This window comes from Actinacidiphila sp. DG2A-62, from assembly GCF_035825295.1.
Classification (GTDB): Bacteria; Actinomycetota; Actinomycetes; order Streptomycetales; family Streptomycetaceae; genus Actinacidiphila.
Genome location: NZ_JAYMGI010000002.1, coordinates 3,352,082 through 3,364,114, shown reverse-complemented (window position 1 = coordinate 3,364,114; position 12,033 = coordinate 3,352,082). Strand labels below are relative to the sequence as shown.

Sequence of the window (12,033 nt, the reverse complement as noted above, 5' to 3'; positions counted from 1 at the left end):
CGCGATGGCGGCCGGGGTGCCGGAAGACGCCGGTGTCGGCGGGAGCGCCGGCGGTGGCGCCGGCGGTGGCGTCGGCGGTGGCGTCGGCGGTGGCGTCGGCGGTGGCGCCGAGGGGCGCGGCGGCGGATGTCGGGGCGTCGGCTGTCGTGGCGTCGAGGTCCGCGGGCATGGCCCGATTCTTCCACAGTGTGGCCCTCGGGCCACTCGTTCCGGCACGACCGGATTCCGACACTGATCGGGTGACGCAGACCTCTCCCGTTCCCGAGCCCGCCCTGACCTCCGGCGACGGCGACGGCGACGGCGGCGCCGAGCGCGGCCCTGCCTCCGCCTCCGCCCCCGCGCCCCGGCCCGGTGTCCGCCGCCCGCGCGTCCACCGCCCGCGCGTCCACCGCGCCTGGGCGGTCGCCGCGGTCACCTTCGTGACGATCATCGGCGCCGCGGCCTTCGCCTCGCTGCCGGGACTGCTGATCGACCCGCTGCACGGCGAGTTCGGCTGGTCCCGCGGCATGATCGGCTTCGCGGTGTCGGTCAACCTGGCGCTGTACGGGCTGACCGCGCCGTTCGCCGCCGCGCTGATGGACCGGTTCGGCATCCGCCGGGTGGTCGTCTGCGCGCTCGCGGTGATCGCGCTGGGCTCCGCGCTGACCGTGCGGATGACGCAGAGCTGGCAACTGGTGCTGTGCTGGGGCGTCCTGGTGGGCCTGGGCAGCGGCTCGATGGCGCTGGCGTTCGCCGCGACCGTCAGCAACCGCTGGTTCGTCGCCCGCCGCGGCCTGGTGACCGGCATCCTCACCGCGGGCGGCGCGGCCGGGCAGCTGGTGTTCCTGCCGCTGCTGTCCTGGATCACCGAGCACCACGGCTGGCGGCCGGCCGCGCTGACGGTGGCCTGCGCGGCGCTCGCGGTCACGCCCTTCGTGTGGTTCCTGCTGCGCGACCACCCCGCAGACGTCGGCCTCGCGCCCTACGGCGCCGAGCGGTTCACGCCGAAGCCGCCGCCGGTCACCGGCGCGGCCGGGCGCGCGCTGCGGGCGCTGGCGGACGCGTCGCGCACCGGCACCTTCTGGCTGCTGGCCGGCACCTTCGCGATCTGCGGCGCCTCCACCAACGGCCTGGTCAAGACGCACTTCGTGCCCGCCGCGCACGACCACGGCATGCCGGTGACCACCGCCGCCTCGCTGCTCGCGGTGATCGGCGTCTTCGACATCGCCGGCACGGTCGCCTCGGGCTGGTTCACCGACCGGCTCTCGCCGCGCCGGCTGCTGGCGATCTACTACGGGCTGCGCGGCCTGTCGCTGATGTTCCTGCCGATGCTGCTCGACGACACGATCCACCCGCCGATGCTGCTGTTCATCGTCTTCTACGGCCTGGACTGGGTGGCCACGGTGCCGCCGACGATCGCGCTGTGCCGCGAGCACTACGGCGAGAACAGCGCGATCGTCTTCGGCTGGGTGCTGGCCGCGCACCAGATCGGCGCGGCGCTGGTGGCGTACCTCGGCGGCGTGGCCCGCGACGCGCTCGGCTCCTACGACGTGGTCTGGTACTGCTCGGGCGCGCTGTGCGCGGTGGCGGCGCTGATGTCGCTGGTCATCCGGCACCGCCCGGCGGCCCGCCCGGCCCCGCCGGCCCTCCCGCCGACGGTCCCGGCGGCGGCGTGACGCGACGTTGGACGCCGCCGCGTTCTTGGGCGGTGGCGCGTCCTTGGGCGGCGGCGTCGCCTTATGCGGCGGCGTCGCCTTATGCGGTGACGCAGCCCCAGGCGGCGGCGTCGCCTCCAAGAGGCGGCGGAAGACGCGGCCCGGCGCGGGGTGCCGCTACCCGTTCCGCACCGCCTGCCGGGCCACCGCCCTGGCGATGCGCCGCGCGTCGATCGCCATCTCGCGGAGCATGCCGCTGATGGGGTTGGTGAAGCCGGTGAAGTACAGGCCGGGCGCGGCCGGGTCGGTGTAAGGGCCGTGCACTACCGGGCGGCCCCGGCCGTCCAGCACCCCCAGGTGACCGACCAGCGGCTCCAGGCCGCGCCGGTAGCCGGTGGCGGCGATGACGACCTCGGGCCCGGCGTCGGTCCCGTCGGCCAGGTGGACCTTGTCGCCGTCGAACCGCTCGACGGCGGCGACCGGTTCGACCCGGCGCGAGCGCACCGCGTCGATCAGGCCCACGTCCTGCACCGGGATCGCGCCCTCGCGCACCCGCGAGTACAGCCCGCTGTCGGGCCGCGGCAGTCCGAACCGCGTCAGGTCCGGGGTGCCGGCGCGCTCCACGTACGGCGCGATGCGGTCCACCAGGGCGACCGGCAGCCGCCGGCAGACGATGCCGCTGGCCTGCGCGGGCCAGCCCGCGGTGGAGCGGCGCAGGATGTGCGGCGCGGTGCGCACCGCCAGGCGCACCCGGCCGGCGCCGCCCTCGGCCAGGTCGACCGCGATCTCGGCGCCGGTGTTGCCGACGCCGACGACCAGCACGTCCCGCCCGGTGTACGGCGCCGGGTTGCGGTAGGCCGAGGCGTGCAGCAGCTCGCCGGAGAAGCCGTCGCGCCCGGGCCAGTCGGGGATGTACGGCGTGTGGTTGTGGCCGGTCGCCACCACGACCACCGGCGAGGTCAGCACCCGGCCGCCGGTCGCGGGCAGCTCCCAGCCGGCGCCGCCGCGCTCCACCCTGCGCACCTCTATGCCGGTGGCCACGTCCAGGTCGTGGTGCTCGGCGTACTGCTCCAGGTAGCGCACCACGTCGTCGCGGCCCACCCAGCGGCCGTACGCGCGGGGGATGGGCAGCCCCGGCAGCGCGGACAGCCGGCGGGTGGTGTGCAGGTGCAGGCGGTCGTAGTGGCCGCGCCAGGAGGCGCCCAGGCGTTCGGCGCGCTCCAGCACCAGCGGGCGCAGCCCCCGCCGGCGCAGCTCCGCCGCCGCGGCCAGCCCGCCCGGGCCCGCGCCGATGACGAGCGCGTCCGGCGTCGCGGTGCTGGCGGGCACGTCCGGTGCGGCGGTGGAGGGTTCGGCCATGGTGGGGACTCCCGGGACCTGAAGTGTCGTGACGATGAAATGCCAAGAAGACGGTAAGCGTCGTGGTATCGCGCGGTAACCCCCGGGGGCGCGGACCGGACACGTGCGCGCCTCGGCACACGGGACGGCTCGCGGGCGGCGCCGTCGCCCGCCGCGGGGACGGCGCCGCCCGCCCAGCGTGCGGGTGGCGCCTGCCGCCCGCCGCGCGCCCGGCCCGTCACGGCCTCGGCCGTACGCTCGGCGGCCCCCGCCCGTGCGCTCGGCGGCCCCCGGCCGTACCCTCAGCGGCGCTTGCGCAGCAGCGCGAGGGCGCTGAGCGACTGCGTCAGGGAGACGACGGACAGCAGCACGTACAGTACCCGCCGCAGCGTGTCCGGATGCGTCCACCACTGCGCGCTCACCCACAGCGGCAGCAACAGGCCCCACACGGCCGCGTAGGCGCGCAGCTGCGGGGTGGAGGAGTCGGCGCCGGGGGACAGGAACCGGGACAGGGCGCTGCGCCGCGGTCCGCCGGGCGTCGGGCTGCTGGTCATGGACGCCATCATGCCGGGCGCGGCGGCGCGGGTCGCCGCCCGGGCGGCGACCGGGCGGCGACCGGGCGTCGGCGGGCGTACGGGCGGCGTCGCCGGACACGCGTACGGCGCGGGCGCCGCGCGGACTTCCCCGAGGTCACGTGCGGGCGCCCGCGCCGGAAGGACGACGTGGCGTCGTATGGCAGGACGGCTGGAGCGGCGGGCGGCCGGAGCCCCCGGGGCGGCCGGGTCCGGGCGGATGCCCGGCGGGCGGCCGGCGGCGGGCTGGAACCGCTGCCTACTTCGGCGGTTTCTTGCCGGTCACCCCTAGGTGCACCAGCAGCGCGAGGTTCGGCTTCAGGTCGGCCTGCTTGACGCCGGTGCCGCTGAAACCTTTCTGGTGGGCCGCGACGGCCGCCAGCATGGCGACCAGCGAGCCGGCCACGGCCGGCGCGCTGACCTCCTTGTCCACGCGCCCCTTCTCCTGCAGCTCCCGGATGGACTCGGTGAGGGAGCCGGTCACCGCGTTGAGGATCTTCATCCGGATGCGGTGGAACCGCTTGTCGCCCTCGGCCGCGCCGAGGTCGATCACCCGGAGGATCGCGTCGTTCCTGCGCCAGAAGGAGAGGAAGCCGTCGACCAGCTCCTCGGCGGCCTGCGCGCCCGCCCGGCCGGTCCAGGTGCGGCCGGCGACGAGGGAGGTCAGCCCCGCGCCCTCCTTGGCCATCTCGTCGGCGAGCTCCAGCACGGCGCCTTCGACGTCGGGGAAGTACTGGTAGAAGGTCGCGGGGGAGGTGCCCGCCATCCGGGCGACGTCGATCACCTTGACGTCGCGGTACGGCGACGTGCTGAGCATCTCGCCGAGGCAGTCGAGCAGCTTCTGCCGCGTCGCCTGTCCGCGGCGGCCCGCCACGCGGCCGTCAACGGTGCGAACTTGTCCTGTCATGCCGTCAGTTTACCGACGCGTGATCAGCGCGCGATCTGGCCGCGTGCAAACGGGGAATGCCCGACTCCACTTGACGAACCGGCAGCTCAGCCACGGTTTCTCAGACGTCCCTCGGGTCCCGTCGAGGCCGCTCGGATTGCGTCGAACGAGGGGTTTGCGGCGGTTTGGAGGGGTCGTCGGAGGCGGCCGAAAAGAATTGACCATATGTTCGATTAACGTCGGTGTGGTGACGCAGATCACTCGCTACGGTGGGCGGTACGCGGGAGAAGAGCACAGAGAGGACCCGATCATGACCGCTTTCGGCGAGGGCGCGCCCTGCTGGGCCGACGTGATGCTGCCCGATCTCGCGGCCTGCGCGCTTCTACGGGGAGCTGTTCGGCTGGACCTTCGAGGACCAGGGCGAGAGCGCCGGCAACTACACGATCGCCCGCCGCGACGGGAGGGCCGCCGCCGCGCTCATGCCCAAGGCCGATCCCGCGATGCCCACCGCCTGGGGCGTGTACTTCGCGACCGCGGACGCCGCCAGGACCGCCGTGCGGATCACCGACGCCGGCGGCCACATCCTCTTCGGCCCGGACCCGGTGGGGGCCGCCGGCGTGATGGTCGGCGCGCTCGACCCCGGCGGCTCGGCGTTCTCCCTCTGGCAGCCCGGCGCCCGCCCCGGCTTCGACGTGGTCGGCGAGCCCGGCGCGTACTGCTGGACCGAGAACCACACCCTGGACGCCGCCGCCGTCGACCCCTTCTACGAGGCGGTGTTCGGCTACCGGACGCGCCAGATCGGCGACGGCGTCGGCTTCGACTACAAGGTCTGGTCGCTGCCCGAGGCCCCGGAGGACCCGGTGGCCGGCCGGATGCGGCGCGGCGGCGACCTGCCGCCCGACGCGCCGTCCGCGTACCAGACGTACTTCGTCGTCGCGGACTGCGACACGGCCGCCGACACCGTGCGCAGGCTCGGCGGGACGGTCTTCCACGAGCCGCACGACTCGCCGTTCGGCCGCACCGCGGTCGTCACCGACGACCAGGGCGCGGCCTTCGCGGTCATCGACGTCCTGCGCACGAGCGGCGCGGCGTGACAGCCGCGCGGCCTCGCGCCGCGGGACTCGCGGGCGGCGGGGACGGCGCCCGCGGACGACCGCGCGGATGATAACGAGTTCGGTCCGCGGGCGTGTCGCGGCGGCCCCGGGTTCGCAACCGGGGCCCTTCCCAGGAAGAATCAGGCCCGTACCCTGGCGCGGGAGCCGACGACGGGCCGCACGGGGCCGGACCGCACGGGGAACGGCCGCGGACCGCGCGGGCACGGGGAGGTGACAGGGCAGTGGTGGAGCAGCTGACGCAGCACGACCCGAGACGGATCGGCCCTTTCGAGGTGCTGGGGCGGCTCGGCGCCGGCGGCATGGGGCTGGTCTATCTCGCCCGCTCGGCCTCCGGCCGCCGCGTGGCGATCAAGACGGTGCGCGCCGAACTCGCCGAGGACCAGCTCTTCCGGGTCCGCTTCACCCGCGAGGTGGAGGCCGCCCGCGCGGTCTCCGGCTTCTACACCGCCGCCGTGGTCGACGCCGACCCGCGCGCCGCGGTGCCCTGGCTCGCCACCGCCTACGTCCCGGCGCCCTCCCTGGAGGAGATCGTCAACGAGTCGGGGCCGATGCCCGCGCAGGCGGTGCGCTGGCTCGCCGCCGGCATCGCCGAGGCGCTGCAGTCCATCCACGCCGCCGGCCTGGTCCACCGCGACATGAAGCCGTCCAACGTGCTGGTGGTCGAGGACGGCCCGCGGGTGATCGACTTCGGCATCGCCTCGGGCGTCTCCAACACCCGCCTGACGATGACCAACGTCGCGGTCGGCACCCCCGCCTACATGTCGCCCGAGCAGGCCCGCGACTCGCGCAGCGTGCGCGGCGCCAGCGACGTCTTCTCGCTCGGCTCGACGCTGGTCTTCGCCGCCACCGGACACGCGCCCTTCCACGGCGCCAACCCGGTCGAGACCGTCTTCATGCTGTTGCGCGAGGGCCCGGACCTGGCCGGGCTGCCGGACGAGCTGCGTCCGCTCATCGAGTCGTGCATGCGGATGGAGGCCGAGCGCCGGCCCACCCCCGCCGACCTCCAGGCACAGCTCGCGCCGCACCTGTTCTCCGCCGGCGGCGACGACACCGGCACCGCCTCCGCCTGGCTGCCGCCCGGCGCGGTCGCGCTGATAGAGCAGCGCCGCAGCGGGCGCTCCGCCGTGCCCGCCGGCAGCGGCCGGGGCGCGCACGCCGCACGCCCCCAGCCGGTCGGCGCGCCGCCCGGCCCGCAGTCGCCCGGCCCCCGGTCACCGGGGACGCAGCCGCCCGCCGGACAGGGCGCGCTGCCGTCGGGACCGCAGGTCCCGGTGCTGAACGCGCCGCCCCCGCCGCAGTCCCCGCCCGCGCCCCAGTCGCCGCCCCGGCCCGCGCAGGCCCCGCGGGTCGCGCCCGCCGCCGACGGCGCCGCGCCCCCGGTCTGGCCCTCCGCCTCGGTCCGGCTGGCCGGCTCCGCCCCGATCGGGCCGGGCCCCCGGGTCGCCGAGGTGGCCGGCCGCAAGGCGGCGGCGGGCCCGGCGCCCGGCACCGAGTGGGTGCACGGCAGGACCGGGCAGCAGGGACCCGGCGGCCCGGGCGGCGGCGGGGGCAGGGGCGCGCACCGCGCCGCCTCCGCCTCCTCCGCCGCGCCTCCCGCCCAGGTGTCGTCTCCGGCCGCCGCGCCGGGGGAGTGGCGCCCCTGGCGCTTCCGGATGTCGAACGACGTGTGGGGCACCCCCGCGGTCGCCGGCGGCCTGCTCTACGTCACCTCCTTCGAGGTGCACGCCCTGGACACCGCGAGCGGCCGGCGGCAGTTCAAGACCCGTGACGTGGCCTGGACGATGGCGGTCGAGGGCGGCCGCATCCACGCCTCCGACGGCCCCAGCCTCTTCGCCCTCGACGCCGCCGACGGCACCGACCGCTGGCGCACCTCCATCGACGGCTGGGTCTACGCGGTGCGGGCCGGCGGCGGCGCCGTCGTCACCGCCACCCGCGGCGGCGGCGTCCAGGCCTGGGACGCGGCGACCGGCGCGCTGCGCTGGGAACGCGGCGGCGCGCAGGCCGAGTTCGAGTCGCCCGAGTCGGGCCCGGTGGTGACCGACGGTGTCGTCTACTACCAGGGCGGCGGCCTGCTGCACGCGGTCGACGCGGTCACCGGCGCCGAGCGCTGGTCGCACCCGGTCGGCGACCCCGGCGCGGCCGGCGCGGTGCCGACCCGGCCGGTGGTCGCGGACGGCGTGGTGCACCTCGTCGCCGGCACCCGGGTGCTCGCGCTCGACGTGCGCACCGGCGCCGAGCGCTGGCACTTCGACGCGCCGGCGGTGATGTTCGCGCCGCCCGCGCACGTCCCGGGCCCCGCCGCTTCCGGCGGCGGGGTCTACGTGGTGGACCACCTCGGCACGGTCTACGCGCTCGACCCGGCCGACGGCCGGGACCGCTGGCGGGTGGCCACCGAGCCGCGGCAGTCCGTCGAGCCGGTCGTGGTCAGCGGCGGCTCGGTGCACCTCGGCGCGGGCAGCGCCCTCTACACGCTGGACGCGGTGGCCGGCACCCCGCGCTGGCGGTTCGCCGCGCAGGGCGAGATCGTCGGGTCGCCCGCGGCGGCCGGCGGCCGGGTGCACTTCGGCTCCAAGGACCACTGCCTCTACACCGTCGACGCGGCCGGCGGCATGCTGCGCTGGCGGCTGGAGACCGGCGGGGAGATCACCGGCTCCCCGGTCGCCGCGGACGGCGTGGTCTACGCCTGCTCCAAGGACCGCTGCGTGTACGCGCTGGACGCGGCGAAGGGCACCGGCGTCACCTCCCGCCGGGCCTGACGGCCCGTCGCGGGCCTGACGCGCCCGTCGCGGGCACCCGGGTCCGCTCGTGGCCGCGGCGGCGCCGGACGCGGAAAAGGGACCGACCGCGGCGCCCCCTCCGCGCCGCGGTCGGTCCTCGGCCCCCCGGGAATCGCACTCGGCCCCCCGAGTTCCCGGCCCCCTGGGCCTTCCCCCTTTTCCCGGTCCCCCCCGTGGTTCCCCGTGATCCCCCTGGTCCCCCGTGATCCCCCGCGCTTTCCGTGTCCCCCGTCGTTCCCCCGTCGTCCGGTGGGCCCCTCCCCGTGGTCCCCCCCGGGTCAGAGCTTGGTGCCGTCCGCGTGGATGTTGGTGGGCTTCACGACCGTCGCGTCGGTCGTGGCGTCCGCGTGGATGTTGGTGGGCTTGGCGACCGGCTTGTCGGTCGTGCCGTCCGCGTGGATGTTGTCCGGGTCGTCCGGCGTGCCGTCGGTCGGAGCGGGCTCGGTGCTCATGGTGCTCTCCTGCGCTGTCGAGGACGTGCTGTCATGAAGCCCGCCCAGCGACGACCCCCGTACATCACCAGGCGGGCGGCTCAATGTCAGTGATGGAATCCTGGCAGGCACCGATAATCAACCGATAAACGGCTCTGGTGATGACTTGAGACGCCGCCGGGACACGACCGTGCCCGGGCCGCGCCTCGGCCCGCCTCAGACGGCGACCGTGGTCTCCGCGTCGCCGCCGAGCAACTGCCGTACCTCCTGGGCCTCGGGCGAGCCCAGCGCGGTGTAGATGCCCAGCGAGTCCTGCCAGCAGGCGTGCGCCCGCACCGGCTGGCCCAGCCCGAACAGCGCGCTGCCCAGCACCGTCAGGGCGTTGGCGACCCGCCACTCGCCGCCGACGTCCCGCAGGATGACCAGCGCCTGCTCCGCGTGCGACGCCGCCTGCCGCCAACTCCCGCCCGCCAGGTGCACCTTGGCCAGCCGGAACAGCGTCATGCCCTCCCAGAACTGCTGCCGCCCCTCGCGGAAGACGTGCAGCGCCTCGGTGAGCCCCTCCAGCGCCTCGTCCAGCCGGCCGGTCGCGGTCAGCGCGATGCCCAGCGCGTACAGGCCGTTGGCCGGGCGGAAGCCCGCGCCCAGGTCCCGGTATATCTCCACCACCTGTCGCGAGGCGTCCAACGCCGCCTCGGTGTCGCCGAGTTCGAGCTGCGCCCGGGACAGGTTGCTGAGCGTCGCGGCCTCGCCGTAGCGGCTGCCGTCGCTGCGGAACGCCTCCAGCGCGGTGGTGAAGTACGCCGCCGACTCCTCGAACCTGCGGGTGTGCAGCGCGATGATGCCGCGCATGTTCGGCGCGTAGCTGCTGGCCATCGGGTCCTCGGCGGCCACGCCCAGCAGGTGCGCGCGGGTGATCTCCTCCTCGGCCTCGGGGAACCGCCCGGACAGGCACAGCAGTTGGCCCAGCCAGATCCGGCCGCGCGCCTCGACCAGTCCCTCGCCCAGCTCCTGCGCGGTGGCCACCACCGCGCGCGCCGCCTGCTGGTACTGCCGCGCGTAGATGCCGGTCTCCATCAGGTCCTGGGTGGCCAGCAGCAGGTCGACGGCCTGCCGCAGCGAGCTCGGGCAGCCGTCGGCCGCGGCCTGCTCGATCGCCGCGAGCAGCGCCTGCGCCTCGGAGAACAGCCACTCCAGCGCCTCGTCGCGCTCGGTGAAGCGCAGCCCCGGGTGGGTGGTCGGCGCCAGGTGGCCCAGCGCCCGGTCGCCCGGCCGCTCCAGCGCGTACGCGGAGGCCGCCGAGGCCAGGTAGTAGTCCAGCAGCCGGGTGACGGCGTTGCAGCGCTCCTCGGGCAGTTCGTCGCGCTCAGCGCACTCGCGCGCGTACAGCCGCAGCAGGTCGTGGAAGCGGTAACGGGCCGGCGCCGCGGACTCGATGAGGCTGATGTCGACCAGCGCCTCCAGCAACTCCTCGGTGGTGTACGGGTCCAGGTCCAGCACCGCGGCCGCCGCCCCCAGCGAGATGTCCGGCCCGTCGGGCAGCGACAGCAGCCGGAACGCCCGCGCCTGCGCGGCCGACAGGTGACCGTAACCGAGCGCGAAGGTCGCCTTCACCGCCAGGTCGCCGGCCCGCAGCTCGTCCAGCCGCCGCCGGTGGTCGGCGAGTTTGCGGGCCAGCACCGAGACCGTCCAGGTCCGCCGCGCGGCCAGCCGGGCCGCCGCGATCCGGATCGCCAGCGGCAGGAACCCGCACGCACCCACCACGTCCAGCGCCGCCTGCCGCTCGCCGGCCACCCGCTCCTCGCCGACGATCCGGGTGAACAGCTGCAGCGCCTCCTCCGGCGACATCACGTCCAGGTCCACCAGGTGCGCGCCCGCCAGGTCCACCATCCGCACCCGGCTGGTCACCAGCGCCGCGCACCCCGGCGTGCCCGGCAGCAACTGCCGGATCTGCGCCGCGTCGTAGGCGTTGTCCAGCAGCGCCAGCACCCGGCGGCCGTCCAGGGTGGAGCGGTAGAGCGCGGCGCGCTCGGCGAGCGAGTCGGGGATCGCCGGGTTGGGCACGCCCAGCGCGCGCAGGAACCCGCCGAGCACTGCCTCCGGTTCGGCCGGGCGCGCGTCGGTGCCCTGCAGGTCGACGTACAACTGCCCGTCGGGGAACGCGTCGCGGGCCTCGTGCGCGACGTGCACCGCGAGCGTGGTCTTGCCGACGCCGCCGATGCCGGCCACCGCCGACACCGCCATCACCCCGCCGCCCAGCGACGCCTGCGCCAACTGCTGCCCCAGCTCGCGCACCACGGTCTCGCGTCCGGTGAAGTCCGCGACGGTCGCGGGCAGTTGCGCGGGGCGCACCGGTTCGCCCGCCGCGCCCGGATAGCCGCCGGCCGGTGCGGCCAGTCCCGCGTCGGCCTCCAGGATCCGCTGGTGCAGGTCGGCGAGTTCGGCCGACGGGTCGATGCCCAGCTCCTCGGCCAGCAGCCGGCGCGTGTCGGCGTAGACGCCCAGCGCCTCGGCCTGCCGTCCGCTGCGGTACAGTGCCAGCATCAGCAGCGCGCGCACCCGCTCGCGCAGCGGGTGCTCGGCCGACAGCGCGGTCAGCTCGGACACCGCCTCGGCGTGCGCGCCCAGGTCCAGATCCAGCTCCAGGCGGGCCTCCACCAGGCCCAGCCGCCACTCGGCCAGCCGGGCGCGCTGCGTCTCGGCGTACGGCCCCGGCAGCCCGGCCAGCGGCTCGCCGTGCCACAACCCCAGCGCCTCGCCCAGCAGTTCGCGGGCCCGCACCGGGTCGCTGTGCCGGAGCTTCTCCGCCTCGACGGCCAACTGCTCGACCACCGCGGCGTCCAGGGCGCCGGGGGCCACCCGCAGGACGTAACCGCCGGAGTCGGTGACCAGCGCGGTGGGACCGAGCCCCTTGCGCAGTCGGGAGGCGTACGAGCGCAGCGCGGCCAGCGCGGTGTTGGGCGGGCTCTCGCCCCACACCGCGTCCAGCAGCTCCGACGCGGTGGCCGTGCGTCCACCGCGCAGCAGCAACGCGGCCAGCAGGGCGCGCTGTTGCGGCGCCCCGGTCGCGATCGGCTCGCCGTCGCGCCAGGCGCGTACCGGACCGAGGACCGCGAACCGCAGGCCCGGTGCCGGCGCCGCCCTGGTTTCCATCTCTGCCCCCTGAACCGCCCGCGAGAGCCCGGAGCCTCCCCCGAAGGCCCGTCTCTCCGCGCGTATATCGATCGTTCATCGCCGGACGGAACAGTTGTCCGCATGACACGCGGGGCCGGGAGTTCGG

Annotated in this window: 8 protein-coding genes; 3 read left to right on the top strand and 5 right to left on the bottom strand. The window is 75.9% G+C overall.

Going from position 1 to position 12,033, the window contains the following annotated elements:
• Window positions 1-239: 239 nt before the first annotated feature.
• Window positions 240-1,655 carry an MFS transporter gene (locus VSR01_RS14680; protein ID WP_326449655.1) on the top strand — a complete coding sequence of 472 codons (1,416 nt, stop codon included), beginning with the start codon at window positions 240-242 and terminating at the stop codon, window positions 1,653-1,655.
• 156 nt (window positions 1,656-1,811) lie between these two features.
• Here the strand turns inward: VSR01_RS14680 and VSR01_RS14675 are convergent, their stop codons facing one another.
• The 3 genes from VSR01_RS14675 to VSR01_RS14665 form a co-directional block, all read right to left on the bottom strand.
• Window positions 1,812-2,993, bottom strand: coding sequence for a flavin-containing monooxygenase (locus VSR01_RS14675; protein WP_326449654.1), 1,182 nt, complete (start codon window positions 2,991-2,993; stop codon window positions 1,812-1,814).
• Between the two features lie 281 nt (window positions 2,994-3,274).
• Window positions 3,275-3,526, bottom strand: a complete 252-nt coding sequence (locus tag VSR01_RS14670) for a hypothetical protein (protein ID WP_326449653.1) — start codon at window positions 3,524-3,526, stop codon at window positions 3,275-3,277.
• Window positions 3,527-3,803: 277 nt separating this feature from the next.
• Window positions 3,804-4,451, bottom strand: coding sequence for a TetR/AcrR family transcriptional regulator (locus VSR01_RS14665; protein ID WP_326449652.1), 648 nt, complete (start codon window positions 4,449-4,451; stop codon window positions 3,804-3,806).
• A gap of 341 nt (window positions 4,452-4,792) precedes the next feature.
• Here VSR01_RS14665 and VSR01_RS14660 point away from each other — a divergent pair, with 341 nt between their 5' ends.
• Both VSR01_RS14660 and VSR01_RS14655 read left to right on the top strand, forming a co-directional pair.
• Window positions 4,793-5,524, top strand: coding sequence for a VOC family protein (locus tag VSR01_RS14660; RefSeq protein WP_326453665.1), 732 nt, complete (start codon window positions 4,793-4,795; stop codon window positions 5,522-5,524).
• Window positions 5,525-5,766: 242 nt separating this feature from the next.
• Window positions 5,767-8,301 (top strand): outer membrane protein assembly factor BamB family protein, encoded by a 2,535-nt coding sequence (locus tag VSR01_RS14655; RefSeq protein WP_326449651.1) that lies wholly within the window; start codon window positions 5,767-5,769, stop codon window positions 8,299-8,301.
• A gap of 299 nt (window positions 8,302-8,600) precedes the next feature.
• Here VSR01_RS14655 and VSR01_RS14650 read toward each other — a convergent pair whose 3' ends face one another.
• Window positions 8,601-8,774: a hypothetical protein gene (locus VSR01_RS14650; protein WP_326449650.1), complete on the bottom strand. Its 174-nt coding sequence runs from the start codon at window positions 8,772-8,774 to the stop codon at window positions 8,601-8,603.
• Window positions 8,775-8,969: 195 nt separating this feature from the next.
• Window positions 8,970-11,906 carry an AfsR/SARP family transcriptional regulator gene (locus tag VSR01_RS14645; RefSeq protein WP_326449649.1) on the bottom strand — a complete coding sequence of 979 codons (2,937 nt, stop codon included), beginning with the start codon at window positions 11,904-11,906 and terminating at the stop codon, window positions 8,970-8,972.
• Between the last annotated feature and the right edge of the window lie 127 nt (window positions 11,907-12,033).